Below are 20,345 nucleotides of genomic sequence, written 5' to 3' on the forward strand. Positions count from 1 at the left end.
GGGATGGCTGGCGTGAATCGATCTGAGCCGGTATTGGCTTCTCCTCAATCTTGCTGGCGAGAGTTGACCTTGCTCGCTGCATGGCTGCTGTCCACCATTGGTCTTCGCACCTTGACCGTGCCCGACGAGGGGCGCTACGGCGGCGTCGCCCGTGAGATGTTGATCAGCGGCGACTGGATGTTGCCAACGCTGAATGGCATGGCTTATTTCCACAAGCCGATACTTTTGTACTGGCTGGACATCTTGGGCATGCGCTTGTTCGGCATCACGGAGTTTGCTCTTCGTTTGGCGCCCGCTTTGATGGCCTGGATGCTCGGCGTGGCCTTCTTTTTGCATCTGCGCCGCTGGCATGGCCTGTTAACCGCGCGCGTCGGTTTGGTCATGCTGGCCACCACGCCCTTGTACTTCTATGGCGCGCAGTTCAACAACCACGACATGGGGGTGGCCTCCTGCATTGGCATCGCTGTGCTGACCTTGGTCAGAGCCTTGGAGCAGGACCGTGCCAGTCGGGTCGACTCCAGCATCAGCCGCCGCAGCGCCTTGGCTTGGTTGGCATTGGGCTGGGCCTTTTGTGCCCTGGGGGTGTTGGCCAAGGGTTTGATCGGTGTGGTCTTGCCGGCATTGATCATCGGGCCTTGGCTTTTGGCGCAAGGGCGGTGGCGGCAGATTTTTTGGCTTTTGCACCCCGTGGGTCTGTTGGCTTTCGTGGCGGTTGCACTGCCGTGGATGTGGGCCATGCAGAGTCGTTTCTCTGGCTTCTTTGACTACTTCATCGTCGGACACCACTTCCGCCGTTTCTCTGGCAAGGGCTTCAATAACGCCCAGCCTTGGTGGTTCTTCCTGGCCTTTTTCCCGTTGGTCACTTTGCCGTGGTCCCTGCGGGTTTGGCCGGCCTTGCGTCAGGGTCTTTTCGCTTTCAAGAACTATCGCAGTGGAAGTCAGGACGCGGAGCGTTGGGGCCTGTATTTCTGGTGGTGTGTGGCCATCATCGGCTTTTTCTCCTTGCCCAATTCAAAGCTGCCGGGCTATGTGGCCCCAGCCTTGGCTCCTTTCATTGCCCTGATGGCCTTGACCTGCGTGAGGGGTACGGGCCATGAGGCGAAACTCCTGGCACCTAGACTTTGGCGCGGTATTGTCTTGTTCATGGCTGTGGCCTGCGTGTCGGCCATTGCCTTCGTTGCTTATCAGCAGCCCAAGTCGACCAAGCCTTTGGGGCAAGTTTTGCAGAAGGAGATGAAGGCGGGAGATCGAATTGCCTACCTTCAGAACTACCCCTTCGACTTGGCTTTTTATGCCGATCTGCGGCGCCCCATCATCGTGGTTGAAGATTGGGCCGATACGCAATTACTCAGACGCGACAGCTGGCGCAAAGAACTGCTTGATGCCTCCAAGTTTTCTCCGGATCGCGGGCGCGAAGTGCTGTGGCAAAAAGGCAAGGTCGGACTGCTTTGCCATCCAGGAACCGTCTGGTTGGTAGGCTCCCGTCAGGCGGTCGCGGCGATGCCTGAGTTCGTGGCGGCTCCGCAAGAACTCAAGAATGTGGAGCCCATGCTGGCTGGAGAGCGCGAGGTCCAGCTTTGGCGGACGGCAGGTCAAGCTTGCTCTTCTCGTTGAGGCGGCAGGCCGCATGATTTCGCGAATCATGCGTGTGCTTGCGTTGGGAAGACAGGCAATCTTCTAGAAGAACAACCCATTGCTTCAACGTCGTGCCTCTTTCCGCTTCATCTGGCTGGGTCTTGAACACGGCTCGAGTGAGTCCTCATCGCAGGATTTTCTTGTCGCGACAAGGTTTTTGCAGTCTTTGTCGTAGCTTTCCAAATACAGACGTAAAACTGCGCTATGATGGCGGGCTTCGGAGAGGTGGATGAGCGGTTTAAGTCGCACGCCTGGAAAGCGTGTGTGGGTTAATCCCCACCGCGGGTTCGAATCCCGCCCTCTCCGCCAGGAAAAAAGAAAACGGACCTTCGGGTCCGTTTTTCGTTTTTGATTCAGTCTTCGCTGCTGTGCGCCGGCTTGAGCTTGAGGAGGCGGCCGGCGCTCGCGCGGATCTGATGGGTCTCAACCCTTGTTTGCTGGCGTGCCCTTCATCAAGGCCATGGCGGTGCCGATCAAGCCCGAGACTTCGCTCATATTGCCGGGCACGATCATGGTGTTGTTCTTTTGGGCCAGTTGCGCATAGGCCTCAACGGCCTTTTCGGCAACCTTTAACTGGACGGCTTGATCGCCGCCGGGCTGCTGAATGGCTGCAGCGATCTTTCGGATCGCGTCGGACGTCGCATCGGCGACTGCGGTGATGGCTGAGGCTTCCCCTTGGGCCTTGTTGATCTCGGCTTGTTTCTCGCCCTCGGAGCGTGCAATCGCGGCTTCTCTTTCTCCGGTTGCGATGTTGATTTGCTCCTGGCGCCGGCCTTCAGAGGCCGCAATCAACGCGCGCTTCTCCCGTTCGGCGGTGATTTGCGCTTGCATCGAATGCAGGATGGCGGGTGGGGGGGTTAAGTCTTTGATTTCGTATCGCAAGACCTTAACGCCCCAATTCAATGCGGCCTCGTCCAGGGCTTCCACCACAGAGGTGTTGATGACGGCGCGCTCTTCAAAAGTTCGGTCCAGCTCCATGCGGCCAACCACGCTGCGCAAGGTGGTCTGGGCCAATTGGGTGATGGCGACGATGTAGTTGCTGGAGCCATAGCTGGCGCGCATTGCATCCGTCACTTGGAAGTACAAAATGCCATCTACGGTGAGTTGGGTGTTGTCCTTGGTGATGCAAACTTGGCTGGGCACATCGAGCGGGATTTCTTTCAGCGAGTGCTTGTAGGCCAAGCGGTCCACGAAGGGCACCAAGAAGTTCAGGCCCGGTGTCAAGGTGCCGTGGTACTTGCCGAGGCGTTCGACCACCCAGGCGTTTTGCTGTGGTACGACTTTGATCGATTGGATGATGAAGATTGCTGCAACAAAGAGCAGTACAACGGCGATTTCCATGATTTCTCCCTCGGCTATTGAAGTTTGCTGGCGTTTATTGGCGATGGCCCGGCGTGGGTTCTGGATGGTCCAGCAGCAGTTGATTGCCTTCCATCGCGCGAATGACATAGCGGCCGGGGTCGGGTTTACCTTCGCCCTGGAACCGGGCTTGCCAGAGGGCTCCGCGGTGTTTGACTTGGCAGCTGCCGTCGACCTGCCATTGATCGACTTGAACGAACTGGCCGATATCGAGATGTAAATCCGTGTTGGTGGCGGGCGGTGGCGCTTTGGGGTGCTTGCTGCGCCGAAGATGGCAAATTGCCACCGCAGCGCCGCCCACCACCGAAGCGCCGATCAGTTGCTGACTTGGATTTAGTCCCAAATGGGCGAGTAGGGCGCCTGTGGCGCAACCCAGGGCGAGCATCAGCAAATAGAAGGTTCCGGTGGCCATCTCGATGGCGATCAGGACACCGCATGCCACCCACCAGGCTGTGGCTAAATTCATCTCCATGTCACTCCCCGTGCCTCACGATGTTGTCAAATGAGTGTATCCGCCGGATTGGTGTCGTGTCGTGCGTCTGTTTCTGCAAAAACCTGCACCCAATCTGATCTGTCGTCGCGTCTTGGCCCTACACTTCGCGCCTTTCTTTTTTCTGTCTCAGCCCCTGGAGGCTCACGATGCTTCGTTTTCGTTTTCCCATCGTCATCATCGACGAGGACTATCGTTCCGAGAACACCTCGGGTTTGGGTATTCGTGCCCTGGCTGATGCGATCCAGAAAGAGGGTTTTGAGGTGCTGGGGGCCACCAGCTATGGTGACCTGAGTCAGTTTGCTCAGCAGCAAAGCCGCGCCAGCGCCTTCATCCTGTCCATCGACGATGAAGAGTTCACGCCGGGCCCAGAGCTGGACCCGGCGGTGCTGAGTCTGCGCAAGTTCATTGAAGAAATCCGCTTCAAGAACGCCGACATCCCGATCTATATCTACGGCGAGACGCGCACCTCCCAGCATTTGCCCAACGACATCTTGCGTGAGTTGCACGGCTTCATTCACATGTTCGAGGACACGCCGGAGTTTGTGGCGCGCCACATCATTCGCGAAGCCAAGAGTTATCTCGATGGCCTGGCGCCGCCGTTTTTCAAGGCGCTGATGGACTACGCGCAAGACGGCTCCTACAGCTGGCACTGCCCGGGTCATTCGGGTGGCGTCGCCTTCCTGAAGAGCCCGGTGGGTCAGATGTTCCACCAATTCTTCGGCGAGAACATGCTGCGCGCCGACGTTTGCAATGCGGTGGAGGAACTCGGCCAGTTGCTGGACCACACCGGCCCGGTGGCTGCCTCCGAGAAGAATGCCGCGCGCATCTTCAATGCTGACCATTGCTTCTTCGTCACCAACGGCACCAGCACCTCCAACAAGATGGTCTGGCACCACACGGTGGCGCCCGGTGATGTGGTGGTGGTGGATCGCAACTGCCACAAGAGCATCTTGCACAGCATCATCATGACCGGCGCTGTGCCGGTCTTCATGACGCCAACGCGCAATCACTACGGCATCATCGGCCCGATCCCTGAGAGCGAGTTCTCGCCAGAATCGATCAAGAAGAAGATTGCCAAGAACCCGCTGCTCAAGGGTGTGGATACCGCCGAGATCAAGCCGCGCATCATGACGCTGACGCAGTCCACCTACGACGGCGTGCTCTACAACACCGAGACCATCAAGAAGAAGCTGGACGGCTGGATCGATACCCTGCACTTCGACGAAGCGTGGTTGCCCCATGCGGCCTTCCACAACTTCTATGGTTCTTACCATGCCATGGGCAAGAACCGCCCGCGCCCGAAGACGGCCATGGTCTATGCCACTCAGTCTACGCACAAGCTGCTGGCTGGTCTGAGCCAGGCTTCGCAGGTCTTGGTGCAGGACTCACAGGACGTCAAGCTGGACAAGCATTTGTTCAACGAGGCCTACTTGATGCACACCTCCACCAGCCCGCAATACTCCATCATCGCCAGCTGCGATGTGGCGGCGGCCATGATGGAGCCCCCCGGTGGTACGGCGCTGGTGGAAGAGAGCATCTCCGAGGCTTTGGACTTCCGCCGCGCCATGCGTAAGGTGGATGAGGAGTACGACCAGGACTGGTGGTTCAAGGTCTGGGGTCCAGATCAGCTGGTGGAAGAAGGCTATGGCACACCGGCCGATTGGATGCTGGGTGCCAACGAAAGCTGGCACGGCTTCGGTGAGATTGCGGCCGGCTTCAATATGCTGGACCCGATCAAGTCCACCATCATCACCCCTGGCATGGACATGAGCGGCAAGTTTGCCGAGACCGGCATCCCAGCGTCCATCGTCACCAAGTTCTTGGCCGAGCATGGCGTGGTGGTGGAAAAGACAGGGCTTTATTCTTTCTTCATTCTCTTCACCATCGGCATCACCAAGGGCCGCTGGAATACGCTGCTGACCGCGCTGCAGCAGTTCAAGGACGACTACGACAAGAATGCGCCGCTGTGGCGAATCCTGCCTGAGTTCTGTGCTGCCCAACCGCGCTACGAGCGCATGGGCCTGCGTGACTTGTGCCAGAACATCCATGAGGCTTATGCCAAGGGCGACATCGCGCGCTTGACCACCGAGGTTTATCTGTCCGACCTGGAGCCGGCGATGAAACCCAGCGATGCGTTCGCGCACATCGCTCACCGCCGGACCGAGCGCGTTGAGATTGACCAACTTGAGGGTCGGGTGACGACCTCGCTGCTGACCCCTTACCCGCCGGGCATTCCCTTGCTGATTCCGGGCGAGCGCTTCAACAAGCGAATCGTCGACTATCTGAAGTTCACGCGCGATTTCAATGCCAAGTTCCCTGGCTTTGCTACCGACGTGCATGGCTTGGTCGAAGAGAAGGGCGAGGACGGCCGTTCGCGTTACTTCGTTGATTGCGTGCGCGACTGACCTTGAGCTTTCGGCTGAGGCCAAATGAAAAAACGGGACCCTTGGGTCCCGTTTTTGTTTGCAGGGCCGCAGCGTTTGCTGTGGCCTTTGGCTGGTAAGGCTCTTTAGCCTTGCTCCTCATCTGTGAGTGCGACATGACTGTATCCGCCGTCCACATACATGATTTCGGCGCTGACGCCGGCAGCCAGATCCGACAGCAAGAAGGCGGCCACATTGCCCACATCTTCAATCGTGATATTGCGGCGAATGGGTGTGTTGGCAGCGAACTGGGTCAGCAGTTTGCCGAAGTCCTTGATGCCCGAGGCGGCCAGGGTCTTGATCGGGCCAGCCGACAAGCCGTTCACCCGCACCGCGCGCTTGCCCATCGACTGCGCGAGGTAGCGCACGCTGGCTTCCAGTGAGGCCTTGGCCAAACCCATGGTGTTGTAATTCGGCACATAGCGTGCGGCACCCAGATAGGAGAGGGTCAGCAGCGAGGCGCCAGCGCGCAGGCGCGGTGCGGCCAGCTTGGCCATGGCCGGGAAGCTGTAGGCCGAGATGTCATGCGCAATGCGGAAGTTCTCACGCGTCAGGCCGTCCAAGAAGTCGCCGGCAATCGCGTCGCGTGGGGCAAAACCGATGGAATGCACGAATCCGTCAAATTCGGGCCAGGCTTGGCCCAGATCTGCAAACAGGGCTTCCAGCTGTTCGTCACTGGAAACGTCGCAATCAAACACCAGTTTGGAATCAAACTCGGCGGCAAACTCGCTGATGCGATCTTTGAATCGTTCGCCTTGATAGCTGAACGCCAATTCCGCACCCTCGCGGTGGCAGGCTTTTGCAATGCCGTAAGCGATGGATCGGTTGGACAGTAGGCCGGTGATCAGCAATCGCTTGCCTGCGAGAAATCCCATAGTGGCTCCTTTAATTTGAATCAGCTTCGGATTTTCGCATGGCATTGCAGGCTTGCAAGCTTCAAGCTTGTCGGCACGGTGCTTGCATAGTACAATCCTCGCTTCGCTAGGGCGGCTTGATCGGCTTTTCGGTCAATCAGGTGTCCAAAAGCAGATCGGACAGCTTCGGCGCGACGCGTTGAAATCTGGGGCGGTTGAGCGAGCAGGGTTGGGCGGATTCATCCAGCCCATTTTTTTTGCTTGAACGTTCTTTGCATAAAATTTGAGCCGCTGACCTGATTTGCGCGAGCGAGTCGTGAATAAGCAAGAGAGATCGAAGAAATACCACGCATGAATTGGCAAGAAGCTGTTGAAAAAACCGTAACCGGTCTGGGTTACGACTTGGTGGACTGCGAGCGCAGTCCGGCTGGATTGCTGCGTGTGTACATCGATAAACTGCCTGAGCAGGCTTTGGCGGGCGAGTTGATCAGCGTTGAGGATTGCGAGCGCGTGACGCGGCAGCTTCAGTATTTGCTCGAAGTTGAGGCTTGTGCCTATGAGCGGCTGGAGGTTTCCTCGCCCGGGTTGGATCGCCCCTTGAAGAAGGCCGCTGATTACGCGCGTTTTGTGGGCGAAGAGATCGAGCTGACCCTGCGCATGCCTTTTCAGGGGCGCAAGAAGTACCGGGGCGTCCTGAACGCCCAAGTCGCTTTGGATGCTGAGGCTGTTGAGTCGTCGGCTGAGGTTGAGGCTGCGGTACCAGCGTTAGCCCCCCAGGATGCCTGGCGTGTGGTTTTCAATGATGGCAAGGCCGACCAGGCCTTGGATTTTTCTCTTGAAGAGGTGCGTGAGGCGCGTTTGGTGCCTGCGATCAGCTTCAAGGGTCGCGGCGTGAAGCCGGCGCCTAGCAAGAAGCCGGCGCGGAGCAAGCCGGCGCGAAAAGATGACAAAGTAGACGGAGGTCCTGATCAATGAACCGCGAACTGTTGATGTTGGTGGACGCGATTTCTCGCGAGAAGAGCGTCGAACTCGACGTCGTGTTTGGTGCTGTCGAAGCCGCTCTGGCTTCGGCCACCAAAAAGCTGTGTGGTGGCGAAGCTGATATTCGCGTCTCTGTTGATCGCGAGTCGGGCGCCTACGAGACCTTCCGTCGCTGGCATGTGGTGCCGAATGAGGCTGGCCTGCAAAACCCCGACGCTGAAATCCTGCTGTTCGAAGCTCAGGAGCAAATTCCTGACATCGAGGTGGAAGACCACATCGAAGAGCCAATCGAATCGGTGCCTATCGGTCGCATTGGTGCGCAAGCCGCCAAGCAGGTCATTCTGCAAAAGATCCGTGACGCTGAGCGTGAGCAACTGCTGAACGACTTCTTGGCGCGCGGCGAGCAAATCTTCGTCGGCACCGTCAAGCGTCTGGACAAGGGCGACATCATTGCCGAGTCCGGACGTATCGAAGGTCGCCTGAAGCGCACCGAGATGATCCCCAAGGAAAACCTGCGCACCGGTGACCGGGTTCGCGCCGTGATCCTGGGTGTGGACCCCACGCAACGTGGCCCGCAGATCATGCTGTCGCGCAGCGCGCCCCAGTTCATGACCGAGCTGTTCGCCCAGGAAGTGCCTGAGATCGAACAAGGTCTGCTGGAAATCAAGAGCTGCGCGCGTGATGCCGGCTCGCGTGCCAAGCTGGCGGTGCTCTCTCACGACAAGCGCGTCGACCCAATCGGCACCTGCGTTGGTGTGCGGGGTTCGCGCGTCAACGGCGTGACCAATGAGTTGGCCGGCGAGCGTGTGGACATCGTGCTGTGGTCGGAAGACCCGGCTCAATTCGTCATCGGCGCTTTGGCACCGGCCAATGTGCAGTCCATCGTGGTGGACGAAGAACGTCATGCCATGGACGTGGTGGTGGACGAAGAAAACCTCGCCATTGCCATCGGCCGTGGCGGCCAGAACGTGCGGCTCGCTTCCGAGCTGACCGGTTGGCGTATCAACATCATGTCGGCCGAGGAATCGGCCGTGAAGCATGAGCAGGAATCGGAATCGGTGCGCAAGCTCTTCATCGAGAAGCTCGATGTGGATGCTGAAGTCGCCGATATCCTGATCGCCGAGGGTTTTACCAGCCTGGAAGAAGTGGCCTATGTGCCTATGCAGGAAATGCTGGAAGTTGAGGCCTTCGACGAGGACACGGTCACTGAGTTGCGTACCCGCGCAAAAGACGCTCTGCTGACCATGGAAATCGCCCGTGAAGAGAAGGTCGAGGAAGTTTCTCAAGACCTGCGTGATCTGGAGGGCATGACGCCCGATCTGATCGGCAAACTCTCTGATGGTGATATCCACACTCGCGACGACCTGGCCGATTTGGCCGTCGACGAACTCGTTGAACTCGCTGGCATGGACGAGGGCGCTGCCCGCACCATGATCATGAAGGCCCGCGAACATTGGTTCACGGCTTGAGGCTTTTGGGCCTCACCCTGATCCCGATCATTCGCCCAGCACCGACCGCATAAGTTAAGGATTCAACAATGGCTGTGACCACCGTCGCCCAGTTTGCCGCAGAGCTACAAAGGCCTGCGAGCACGCTGCTTGAGCAGCTTCAAGCAGCAGGCGTCAAGACCGCGTCTCCCGATGACGCTTTGAACGAAGCCGACAAGGAACGTCTGCTGGACTACCTGCGTACCTCGCACGGAACCGCTAGCGCCGACCGCAAGAAGATCACGCTGACCCGCAAATCGACCAGCGAAATCAAGCAAGCCGATGCCAGCGGCAAGGCCCGCACTATTCAGGTGGAAGTGCGCAAGAAGCGTACCTTCGTCAAGATGGACGGAGCGACCGGCGTCGATGAGGCCGCTGCCGCTGCCGCCGAGGAGGCGGACTTGCAGCGTCGCGAAGAGGAGGCCAAGGCCCAGGCCGCTTCGCTGCGCCAGCAAGAGGAGGAACTCGCCGCTCGCGTTCGTGAGCGCGAGGAAGCCGATCGTTTGGCGCGTGAAGCCGAAGAGAAGCGTCGTCAAGAGAAGGCAGCCGCTGATGCCCGCGCCGCTGAAGAGGCCGCTGCTCGCGCCGCTGCCGAAGCTGCCGAAGCTGCTGCTGCCAAGAAAAACAAAGCCCGCCCGACCGCAGAATCTGTGGCGCGTGAAGCGGCCGCTATCAATCGCGCCGCTGCTGCGGCTCGATCCGCCGCTGCGGCTCCTGCCGCTGCGCCGATTGCTGCAGCGCCTGTTGCTGCCCCGGTTGAGGCTCCGGCCCCGGTTGTAGCCGCCGCCCCTGCTCCTGCAACAGTTGCGCCGACCGAAGCGCCCAAGCCCGCATTGCGTGTGGTGAAGGCGGTGGATGTGGGTGCCGAAGAGAAGCAAAAGGCTGTTGATTTGGAGCGCCGCCGCAAGGCCGCCGAAGCAGAAGCTGCTGCCATCCGCGCGATGATGAACGCACCCAAGAAGGTGATGGTCGCGAAGAAGGAAGAGCCCAAGCCAGCCGAGGCCCCCAAGGAGGCCATCACTGGCACGATCCATAAGAAGGTCGGCGCCCCAGGCGCGGCTGCTCCGGGTTCGGCCACAGCGGCCAAGCCTGGTGACAAGAAGTCGGTCAAGTCCGAGAAGCTCTCTTCCAGCTGGTCGGATGACAAGAAACGTGGCGGCGCCAAGCCTGCCGGTGCTGCTGCACCTGGCGGTGCCCGTCCTGCCGCTGGCGGCTGGCGTGCGCCGAGCCGCGGTGCGGCCGGTGGCCGTCGTGGTGCCGCTGATCGCGGCGCCGATCGTCGTGGCGGTGCGCCTTCGACCTTTGTCGCACCGGCTGAAGTGCAGGTGCAAGAGGTCCACATTCCTGAGACCATCTCGGTGGCCGATTTGGCACACAAGATGTCCATCAAGGCCTCTGAGGTCATCAAGCACTTGATGAAGCTGGGCCAGATGTGCACCATCAACCAGCAGCTGGACCAAGAAACGGCCATGATTTTGGTCGAAGAAATGGGCCACAAGGCCTTTGCCGCCAAGCTGGACGATCCGGATGCCTTCCTCGAGGAAGAGGGCGCCGCTGCCGAGCAGGCCGAAGCCTTGCCGCGCGCGCCTGTCGTCACCGTCATGGGTCACGTCGACCACGGCAAGACCTCGCTGCTGGACTATGTTCGTCGTGCCCGTGTGGCTGCTGGCGAAGCCGGTGGCATTACCCAGCACATCGGTGCCTACCACGTGGAAACTCCGCGCGGCATGATCACCTTCCTGGACACTCCGGGTCACGCGGCCTTTACGGCGATGCGTGCTCGTGGCGCCACGGCCACCGACATCGTCATCCTGGTGGTGGCGGCGGACGACGGCGTGATGCCCCAGACCAAGGAAGCGATCCACCACGCCAAGGCGGCCGGTGTGCCGCTGGTCGTGGCGATGAACAAGATCGACAAGCCGGGCGTCAATATCGAGCGCCTGAAGGGCGAGCTGGTGGCCGAAGGCGTGGTGCCTGAGGACTTTGGTGGCGACACCCCGTTCGTGCCCGTCTCGGCCAAGACCGGCGAAGGCATGGATGCCTTGCTGGAACAAGTGCTGCTGCAAGCCGAAGTGCTGGAATTGACCGCGCCTGTGGCCTCGATGGCCAAGGGTCTGGTGATCGAAGCGCGTTTGGACAAAGGCCGCGGCCCTGTGGCCACCATCCTGGTGCAATCCGGTACCTTGAAGCGCGGCGACGTGGTGCTGGCCGGTTCGACTTATGGCCGCGTTCGCGCCATGTTGGACGAAGACGGCAAGGCTGCGACCGAAGCCGGCCCGTCCATCCCGGTGGAAATTCAGGGTCTGACCGAAGTGCCGCAGGCTGGTGATGAATTCATGGTCTTGGCCGATGAGCGCCGTGCCCGTGAAATCGCCACCTTCCGCTCGGGCAAGTACCGTGATGTGAAGCTCTCGCGTCAACAGGCCGCCAAGCTGGAGAATATGTTCTCCGACATGGCCGCTGGCGATGTGCAGACGCTGGGCATCATCATCAAGTCCGATGTGCAGGGTTCGCAAGAAGCGCTGGCTTCCTCGCTGCTCAAGCTGTCGACGCCCGAAGTCAAGGTTCAGATCGTGCACGCTGCCGTCGGTGGCATCAGCGAGTCGGACGTCAACTTGGCGATCGCCTCCAAGGCCGTCATCATTGGCTTCAACGTCCGTGCTGACGCCGGCGCTCGCAAGCTGGCCGAAGGCAATGCGGTTGATCTGCGCTACTACAACATCATTTACGACGCCGTGGATGAGGTGAAGGCAGCGATGACCGGCATGCTGGCCCCTGAGCAGCGCGAAGAAGTCATCGGTATGGCTGAGATTCGCACCGTGTTCGTGGCGACCAAGATCGGCACGATTGCCGGCTGTATGGTCACTGCAGGTACGGTCAACCGCTCGGCCAAGTTCCGCTTGCTGCGCGACAACGTGGTGATCTACACCGGCGAGATCGACACACTCAAGCGCATGAAGGACGATGTGCGCGAAGTCCGCGAAGGCTTCGAGTGCGGTATCAAGCTGAAGAACTACAGCGACATCGCCGAGGGCGATCAGCTGGAATTCTTCGAGGTCAAGGAAGTGGCCCGAACGCTGTAAGGCGGATTTGCCCTCATCCAGAGCAAACCCCGCCCTCCCAAGAGTGGCGGGGTTTGTACTTGTGGGTCAGGGCAATGAGTACCGAGCAAGGAGTAGCTGAATATGCGACATAAACGAGTCATCCCTAACCGCAGCTTTCGTGTGGCCGACCAGATCCAACGCGATCTGGCCGAGTTGATCCGCGAGCTGAAAGATCCCCGCATCGGCATGGCCACGGTCAATGCCGTCGAGGTGACGCCTGACTATGCGCATGCCAAGGTGTTCTTTTCGGTGCTGGTCGGCGACCCGGTGGAAACCGGCGAGGCCCTGAACGAAGCGGCGGGTTTCTTGCGTAACGGCTTGTTCAAGCGTCTGCAGATCCACACCGTGCCCAGCTTGCATTTCCATTACGACCGCACCATTGAGCGTGCGGCCGAACTGAGCGCCTTGATCAACAAGGCCAATGCCACACGGGCTTTGGATGACGAGGCGCAAGCTGAGGCTCAAGGTGAGGTGCCTGCCGCCGAGGGCGAAGCGCCATCGGCAGATGCCAAAGACCGCGCATCCGAGTAAATTCATCCGATGACGACCACCCAAGCCCCGCGCACCAGGATCCAGCGCCGTGCCGTGCACGGTGTGCTGCTCCTGGACAAGCCGCTGGGCCTGTCCAGCAACGACGCTCTGCAAAAAGCCAAATGGCTGTTGCGGGCGGAGAAGGCCGGCCATACCGGCACGCTGGACCCCTTGGCCACCGGCTTGTTGCCGCTGTGCTTTGGCGCGGGGACCAAATTCAGCCAGGTCAGCCTGGATGCCGACAAGGCCTATGAGGCTACGCTGTTTCTTGGTTTGACCACCACCACCGGCGACGCCGAGGGTGAAGTGCTGGACCGCCAAGAAGCCGCGGCCCAGGCCGTGACGCGAGAGCAGATCGAAGCCGCTTGCGCCCAGTTCACCGGTGAGATCGATCAGGTGCCGCCGATGTATTCGGCGCTCAAGCACGAAGGCCGGCCGCTCTATGAGTACGCCCGCGCTGGCATCCATATCGAGCGGCCTTCGCGCCGCGTCACGATTCATTCCATTGACATTTTGGGCTGGCAAGCTGAGCAGTTGACCCTGGCGGTGCGCTGCAGTAAGGGCACCTATATCCGCACGCTGGCCGAAGATCTGGGCCGTGTCTTGGGTTGTGGTGCCTCGCTGAGTGCGCTGCGCCGCACCGGTTCTGGCCCCTTGAATGTTGAGCAAGCCATCAGTCTGGACGCCTTGGCGGCCTTGACCGAAGTTGAGCGGGAGGCTTTGCTGCGTCCGCCCGACGCCTTGTTGGCGGATTGGCCCGAGCTGCGACTCAGCAGCGACGAGGCCGCCCGCTTCTTGACCGGTCTGCGGCGCCGTGTTGCCGCCCCCGATGCGCCGCAGGTGCGGGTTTACGGACCCGAACCGCAAGCCTTTCTAGGCAGCGCCCATATCCAGGCCGGTGACTTGATCGCCGACCGACTGTTGAGCCCCGCGGAGGTGCAAAGTCTTTGCACCGCAGACGCCGCCTCAACCGTTTGAAGTCCAGAATTTTTTGAAAGTGTCGTATGAGCAAGCAGATTCGTAATATCGCCATCATCGCCCACGTTGACCATGGCAAAACCACCATGGTCGACCAATTGCTGCGTCAAAGCGGCACATTCGCCGACCACGAAAAAGTCGTCGACACGGTGATGGACAACAACGCCATCGAACGTGAGCGCGGCATCACGATCTTGGCCAAGAACTGCGCCGTGTCTTGGGAAGGCACCCACATCAACATCGTCGACACCCCGGGCCACGCGGACTTCGGCGGTGAAGTGGAGCGTGCCCTGTCCATGGTGGACGGTGTGGTGCTGCTGATCGATGCGCAAGAAGGCCCGATGCCCCAGACTCGCTTTGTGACCAAGAAGGCCTTGGCCCTGGGTCTGAAGCCTATCGTCGTGGTCAACAAGGTCGACAAGCCGGGCGCCAAGCCTGACGCTGTCATCAACGCCGCTTTCGATCTGTTCGACAAGCTGGGCGCGACCGACGAGCAGCTGGACTTCCCCGTGGTGTACGCCTCCGGCATCAACGGCTGGACCTCGCTGGAAGAGGGCACACCCGGTGAGCAGTGGGGCCCGGACATGTCCGCCCTGTTCAACACCGTGCTGAAGCATGTGCCGGCCCAGTCCGGTGACCCGGCGGCTCCGCTGCAGCTGCAAATCTCGGCGCTGGACTTCTCGACCTTCGTTGGCCGTATCGGCGTGGGCCGCATTAGCCAAGGCACCATCAAGCCCGGCATGCAAGTCGCGGTGATGGAAGGTCCGGACGGCAAGTCCATCAACGGCCGTATCAACCAAGTGCTGACCTTCCAAGGTCTGGATCGCGTTCAAGTGACCGAAGCCGGCCCTGGCAACATCGTGCTGATCAACGGTATCGAGGACATCGGTATCGGCGTGACCGTCACCGACCAAGCCAACCCCAGCCCGCTGCCGATGCTGAAGGTGGACGAGCCGACGCTGACCATGAACTTCTGCGTCAACACCTCGCCGCTGGCCGGTCGTGAAGGCAAGTTCGTCACCAGCCGTCAGATCTGGGACCGTCTGCAGAAGGAACTGCAGCACAACGTGGCGCTGCGCGTGAAGGAAACCGACGAAGACGGTATCTTTGAAGTTTGCGGCCGCGGCGAATTGCACCTGACGATTCTGTTGGAAAACATGCGTCGTGAAGGCTATGAGCTGGCTGTGTCCAAGCCGCGCGTGATGTTCCAAGACATCGACGGCGTGAAGTGCGAGCCGATGGAGCTGGTGACTGCCGACGTGGAAGAACTCCACCAAGGTGGCGTGATGCAGGCCCTGGGTCTGCGCAAAGGCGAAATGCTGAACATGGAGCCGGACGGCCATGGTCGCGTGCGCCTGGAGTACCGCATTCCGGCCCGTGGCCTGATCGGCTTCTCCAACGAGTTCATGAACTTGACGCGTGGTTCCGGCCTGATCTCGTCGATCTTCGACGGCTACGAAGCCCACAAGGGCGAAATCGGCGGCCGCAAGAACGGCGTGCTGATCTCCATGGACGACGGCGAAATCTTCACCTACGCCCTCGGCAAGCTGGACGATCGCGGTCGTATGTTCGTGAAGCCGAATGACCCGGTGTATGAAGGCATGATCGTCGGCATCCATAGCCGCGACAACGATCTGGTGGTCAACGCCACCCGTACCAAGCAGCTGACCAACTTCCGCGTCAGCGGCAAGGAAGACGCGATCAAGATCACGCCTCCGATCGACCTGACCTTGGAATACGGCGTTGACTTCATCGACGACGACGAACTGGTCGAAATCACACCGAAGAGCGTGCGTCTGCGCAAGCGTCACCTGTCGGAAAACGAGCGCAAGCGCGCGTCGCGCGGCTAAAGCCTTGCTCCGCGCGCTTGCTGCGCGCAGTGTTTGGCTCCATCCAGCCAGGTCCGGAGGCCCTGGCCTTCGCCAGGCAGAAACAGTCCTCAGGACTGTTTCAGTCCGGGCTCAGCCTCCCTCCAAGAGGGAGGCTCTAGTCAGACAGACACATGCGGCCCCTTGGGGCCGCTCTCAATTCAACGCCCATGACGCATCGACGTGCTGTAGCCCTGATGTTGTTGGTCACCCTGCTGTGGAGCACGGCGGGGGTGGTGACGCGTCATCTGGAGGCGGCGCAGGGCTTTGAGCTCACTTTCTGGCGCAGCGGCTTCAATGCCCTGGCTTTGCTGCTGGGCTTGTATTGGCTGCGCGGGCCGGCCCTGTGGTCGCAACTGCGTTCGGCGCCGGCTCTGGTGTGGGTTTCGGGCCTTTGCTGGGCGGTGATGTTCACCGCCTTTATGGTGGCATTGACGCTGACCACGGTGGCGAATGTTTTGGTCACCATGGCTTTGGGGCCATTGCTCACCGCGCTGCTGTCTCGCCTGGTCTTGAAGCACCGGATGCCAGCGCGCACCTGGTGGGCGATTGCTCTGGCCAGCATTGGCATCGCTTGGATGTTTGGCCATGAGATGGCTGCTTCTAATGCTTCACCCACAGCCAGTGCGTCAGGCGTGCTCGGCATTTTAGTGGCAATGGGCGTGCCCATGGCCGCGGCGGTGAACTGGTGTGTGCTTCAACATGTGGGCCATGCCAGTGCCGCGCTGCCTGAGTCAAACCTTGCTGCGCCGCAGCTTCGTTCTGCGGTGGACGATATGCCTTTGGCGGTGCTCTTTGGCGCGCTGATCTCCACGGTGGCCATGCTGCCGCTGGCCTGGCCTTTCCAGGCCAATGGGCACGATCTGGTCTTACTGGCCGGCTTGGGCGTGTTCCAGCTGGCGATTCCTTGCTTGCTGGTGGTGAGCCTGAGCCGTGTGTTGATCGGCCCTGAACTGGCCTTGCTGGCCCAGTTGGAAGTACTGCTGGGTGTTCTGTGGGCCTGGGCCTGGGCCGGTGAGACGCCCTCTGCTGCGGCCTTGTTCGGCGGGAGTTTGGTGCTGCTGGCCTTGATCGCCAATGAGCTATTAGGATGGCGGTCCGAGCGCCGTCAAGCAGTCGCGCTTGATTCCAATTCAACAACTCAAACTTCGCGGAGAGAGGCATGACGCCCCCGATGATTCCTGCATTGTGTTCTGGTGGCCAGATCGTGGCCGAGGTCAATGGCTGCCTGGGTCTGATCACCTTGAATCGGCCGGAGGCTTTGAACGCGCTGTCTTTGCCCATGATTCGGGATTTGAGTGCCTTGCTTTTGCATTGGGCCAGTACGCCGAAGATTGAAGCCGTGGTGGTCATGGGTGCAGGGCGTCCGGGCAAACCGGCGGCGTTTTGTGCCGGCGGCGATATTCGCTTTTTCCATCGCGCGGCCTTGGCCGGCGATGCGTCCTTGGGCGACTTTTTCACCGAGGAGTACGCGCTCAATCACCTGATTCACAACTACGCCAAGCCCTATATCGCCCTGATGGACGGCGTGGTGATGGGCGGCGGCATGGGCATCAGCCAAGGTGCCAAGTTACGTGTGCTGACCGAGCATTCCAAGCTCGCCATGCCGGAAACCCATATTGGCCTCTTCCCCGATGTGGGCGGCGGCTACTTCCTCAGCCAATGCCCGGGTCATGTGGGTGAATGGTTGGCCTTGACGGGGCAGCCGATTGGCGCCGGCGATGCGATCGAGTTGAGCTTGGGCGATGTCTATGTCCAAAGCTCGGCCATGCCGGCCTTGATCGAAGCCTTCAAGCAAGGCGAGCAATCGAGTGCCGAACATGTGGTCGCCACGGTGATGGAGCATGTGGATCTGGCCCCTGCGGCCGACCACGTCAGCCTGCGCAGCCGTATCGATCGTCACTTTGCTCATGCCGATGTAGCGGCCATCATGGCCTCGCTGGCCAGTGCGGACGATGAGTGGGCGCAGCATCAATTGGCCACCTTGAAGAAACGCTCGCCTTTGATGATGGCCGTGACGCTGGAACAGTTGCGCCGTGCCCGCAAGCTCAGCCTGGCCGAAGACCTGCGGATGGAGCGCGATATCGTGCACCACTGCTTCCATCTGCGTCCAGCCGACCAGAGTGAAACGGTGGAAGGCATTCGCGCTTTGGCTGTCGACAAAGACCATGCGCCGCGCTGGAACCCAGCCCGCATCGAAGACGTCAGCCGCGAAGAAGTGTTGGCCTTCTTTGCCTCGCCTTGGACCGCAGAGTCGCATCCGCTGCGAGACCTGAAGTAGGCAAATACAGCTCGCGGCTGCACTCCATAATGACGGCAAGGTCTTACCGGACCTTGCCGTTTTTTCATCCGCAACCGTTCCATGAGGATGCCCTGATGCCCACCGACATCGAGATTGCCCAAGCCGCGACCCTGAAGAAAATTCTCCCTTTGGCCAGTCAAACGCTGGATCTGCAAGAGGAGGCATTGAGTCCTTTCGGGCACTTCAAAGCGAAACTGAGTCTGAGCGAGCTTGATCGTTTGCAGAGTCGCCCGAATGGGCATTTGATCTTGGTGACCGCGATCTCACCGACGCCGCCGGGTGAGGGCAAGACCACCACCACGGTGGGCCTGGGCGACGGGCTGAACCACATCGGCAAGAAGGCCATGATCTGCCTGCGCGAGCCTTCACTGGGTCCGTGTTTTGGCATGAAGGGCGGTGCGGCCGGTGGTGGCCGGGCGCAAATCGTGCCGATGGAGGACATCAATCTGCACTTTACCGGCGACTTCCATGCCATCGCCCTGGCCAACAATCTGCTGGCCGCCTTGATCGACAACCACATCCATCACGGCAATGCGCTGGGCATTGATGTGCGCCGCATCAGCTGGCGCCGCGTGGTGGACATGAACGACCGGGCGCTGCGCGACATCACCGTCGCACTGGGTGGCCCCGGCAATGGCTATCCGCGCCAGGATGGCTTTGACATCGTGGTGGCGTCCGAGGTCATGGCCATCCTCTGCCTGGCCACATCGCTGGAGGACTTGAAGCGCCGCCTGGGCAATATCGTCATCGGCAGCACGACCGACAAGCGCCCGGTCACCGCACGCGAGCTCAAGGCCGATGGCGCCATGGCTGCCTTGCTCAAGGATGCGCTTGCGCCCAATCTGGTCCAGACCCTGGAGGGCAACTTGGCCTTCGTCCACGGCGGCCCCTTTGCCAATATCGCTCACGGCTGCAACTCGGTGATCGCGACGCAAACGGCACTGAAGCTGGCCGACTATGTGGTGACCGAAGCCGGCTTTGGCGCCGATTTGGGCGCCGAGAAGTTCATGGACATCAAGTGCCGCAAAGCGGGCTTGCGGCCCAGCTGCGCCGTCATCGTGGCCACCGTGCGGGCACTGAAGTACCACGGTGGTGCGGATGCGAAAAAGCCCGGCAGCGACACCATCGATGCGCTACAGACCGGCCTAGCCAATCTCGGCCGCCATATCGAAAACGTCCAAACCCATTACGGCCTGCCAGCCATCGTTTCCATCAATCGCTTTGACGCCGACACCGCCGAGGAGATCGCCCTGATCGAGGCCTATTGCCAGGCTCGTGGCGTGCGCTGCGTGCTGGCCACGCATTGGGCCGAGGGCGGCGCTGGTGCGGCCGAACTGGCCCGCGCGGTGGTGGCGCAATGCGAGCAGGGCGGGGCGCGCTTGCCCAGTGTTTATGCCGACGACTTGCCCCTGGCCGACAAAATCCGCGCCATCGCTGGCAAGATCTACCGCGCCGGTGAGGTGGTGTTCGAGCCCAAGGCCGCGGCCCAGCTGCAGGAGTGGCAGAACGTCGGCTGGGGCGAGTTGCCGGTCTGCATCGCCAAGACGCAGTATTCCTTCAGCAGCGATGCCAGCTTGCGCGGTGCGCCTGAGGGCCATGTCTTGCGCGTGCGCGAAGTGCGGCTGGCGGCGGGCGCTGAGTTCATTGTGGCTATCTGCGGTGACATCATGACCATGCCGGGTCTGCCCAAAGTGCCCTCGGCGGAGCGCATTGATGTGGATTCGACCGGGCGCATCAGCGGGCTGTTCTGAATGGAGCTACCCCCAGGCGGGGAAGGTTCAAGCTCAGTCCAAAACTCAGGGCCATGAAAGCGGCCCTGCTCGTTATTTGCTAGCTGCCTGCCCAGGACTATGATGGTCTGAAGTGCCCATTGCTGCATCCCGCAGCCTGCACCACGATGCCCGCCATCAGCCAATCTTCCATCAGTCAGCCTGCTCGCGCGTCTGCCATGTCCGGTCATGGCTTCAATGCGGCGCTGCGCCTTGGGGCCTTGTTGGTGTTCATATTGTTCGGCGTCTTTGCGGCCTATGTGCTGTCAGAGAAGCAGGTCGACCGGGCCAATGAACAACGGTTCCGGACCGTTCAGGTCGGCGAAGAGTTGCGCCAGTCTTCGGATGATCTGACGCGCATGGTTCGCACCTATGTGGTCACGGGGGACTTGGCGTTTCGGCAGCGTTATCTGGACGTTTTGGCCATCCGCGATGGGCGTAAGCCGCGGCCAGCGCCCATCGGCAGCATTTACTGGGACTTGTTGGATTTGCCCTCTGGCGCACCGACCTCCGCCCAGTTGCCTGCCAAACCCCTGATGGAGCTGATTCGTGAGCAAGGCG

At 60.5% G+C, this 20,345-nt stretch carries 13 protein-coding genes, 1 tRNA gene and 1 pseudogene; 12 read left to right on the forward strand and 3 right to left on the reverse strand.

Going from position 1 to position 20,345, the window contains the following annotated elements:
- Window positions 1–69 precede the first annotated feature (69 nt).
- Both ACOVRJ_RS03070 and ACOVRJ_RS03075 read left to right on the forward strand, forming a co-directional pair.
- A complete protein-coding gene (locus tag ACOVRJ_RS03070) occupies window positions 70–1,614 on the forward strand; it encodes a glycosyltransferase family 39 protein (protein ID WP_422042434.1) in 1,545 nt (514 codons plus the stop codon).
- Window positions 1,615–1,854: 240 nt separating this feature from the next.
- Window positions 1,855–1,944 (forward strand) — tRNA-Ser (locus ACOVRJ_RS03075).
- A 114-nt stretch (window positions 1,945–2,058) separates the two neighbouring features.
- Here ACOVRJ_RS03075 and ACOVRJ_RS03080 read toward each other — a convergent pair.
- Both ACOVRJ_RS03080 and ACOVRJ_RS03085 read right to left on the reverse strand, forming a co-directional pair.
- A complete protein-coding gene (locus ACOVRJ_RS03080) occupies window positions 2,059–2,976 on the reverse strand; it encodes an SPFH domain-containing protein (protein WP_422042435.1) in 918 nt (305 codons plus the stop codon).
- Between the two features lie 34 nt (window positions 2,977–3,010).
- Window positions 3,011–3,460, reverse strand: coding sequence for an NfeD family protein (locus ACOVRJ_RS03085; protein ID WP_422042436.1), 450 nt, complete (start codon window positions 3,458–3,460; stop codon window positions 3,011–3,013).
- Between the two features lie 173 nt (window positions 3,461–3,633).
- Here ACOVRJ_RS03085 and ACOVRJ_RS03090 point away from each other — a divergent pair, with 173 nt between their 5' ends.
- The gene (locus ACOVRJ_RS03090) at window positions 3,634–5,892 is read left to right on the forward strand and encodes an Orn/Lys/Arg decarboxylase N-terminal domain-containing protein (RefSeq protein ID WP_422042437.1); all 2,259 of its coding nucleotides are present in this window, start codon (window positions 3,634–3,636) and stop codon (window positions 5,890–5,892) included.
- 104 nt (window positions 5,893–5,996) lie between these two features.
- On the opposite strand, the gene fabI is transcribed toward ACOVRJ_RS03090, so the two are convergent.
- Entirely contained in the window at window positions 5,997–6,785 is a 789-nt protein-coding gene (gene fabI, locus ACOVRJ_RS03095; RefSeq protein ID WP_422042438.1) for an enoyl-ACP reductase FabI, read from the reverse strand.
- Window positions 6,786–7,115: 330 nt separating this feature from the next.
- Here fabI and rimP point away from each other — a divergent pair, with 330 nt between their 5' ends.
- From rimP to ACOVRJ_RS03140, 9 genes and pseudogenes are all read left to right on the forward strand, one after another.
- Window positions 7,116–7,739, forward strand: a complete 624-nt coding sequence (rimP, locus tag ACOVRJ_RS03100) for a ribosome maturation factor RimP (RefSeq protein ID WP_422042439.1) — start codon at window positions 7,116–7,118, stop codon at window positions 7,737–7,739.
- Window positions 7,736–9,214, forward strand: coding sequence for a transcription termination factor NusA (nusA, locus tag ACOVRJ_RS03105; RefSeq protein ID WP_422042440.1), 1,479 nt, complete (start codon window positions 7,736–7,738; stop codon window positions 9,212–9,214). Before rimP ends, nusA begins: the two co-directional genes overlap by 4 nt.
- A 68-nt stretch (window positions 9,215–9,282) precedes the next feature.
- Window positions 9,283–12,315, forward strand: coding sequence for a translation initiation factor IF-2 (infB, locus tag ACOVRJ_RS03110; RefSeq protein ID WP_422042441.1), 3,033 nt, complete (start codon window positions 9,283–9,285; stop codon window positions 12,313–12,315).
- Between the two features lie 102 nt (window positions 12,316–12,417).
- Window positions 12,418–12,780 (forward strand): annotated as a pseudogene (gene rbfA, locus ACOVRJ_RS03115) (30S ribosome-binding factor RbfA); the annotation flags it as partial.
- Window positions 12,781–12,876: 96 nt separating this feature from the next.
- A complete protein-coding gene (gene truB, locus ACOVRJ_RS03120; protein WP_263536546.1) occupies window positions 12,877–13,845 on the forward strand; it encodes a tRNA pseudouridine(55) synthase TruB in 969 nt (322 codons plus the stop codon).
- 26 nt (window positions 13,846–13,871) lie between these two features.
- The gene (typA, locus tag ACOVRJ_RS03125) at window positions 13,872–15,695 is read left to right on the forward strand and encodes a translational GTPase TypA (RefSeq protein WP_422042442.1); all 1,824 of its coding nucleotides are present in this window, start codon (window positions 13,872–13,874) and stop codon (window positions 15,693–15,695) included.
- A 188-nt stretch (window positions 15,696–15,883) separates the two neighbouring features.
- Window positions 15,884–16,879, forward strand: a complete 996-nt coding sequence (locus ACOVRJ_RS03130; protein WP_422042443.1) for a DMT family transporter — start codon at window positions 15,884–15,886, stop codon at window positions 16,877–16,879.
- A complete protein-coding gene (locus ACOVRJ_RS03135; protein WP_422042444.1) occupies window positions 16,876–17,994 on the forward strand; it encodes an enoyl-CoA hydratase/isomerase family protein in 1,119 nt (372 codons plus the stop codon). The genes ACOVRJ_RS03130 and ACOVRJ_RS03135 overlap by 4 nt, the downstream gene beginning before the upstream one ends.
- Window positions 17,995–18,089: 95 nt before the next feature.
- On the forward strand, window positions 18,090–19,766 hold the full coding sequence (locus tag ACOVRJ_RS03140) for a formate--tetrahydrofolate ligase (protein ID WP_422042445.1): 1,677 nt from the start codon (window positions 18,090–18,092) through the stop codon (window positions 19,764–19,766).
- Window positions 19,767–20,345: the final 579 nt, after the last annotated feature.

The sequence above is a fragment of the Roseateles sp. genome, assembly GCF_049240545.1.
GTDB lineage: Bacteria > Pseudomonadota > Gammaproteobacteria > Burkholderiales > Burkholderiaceae_C > Paucibacter_A.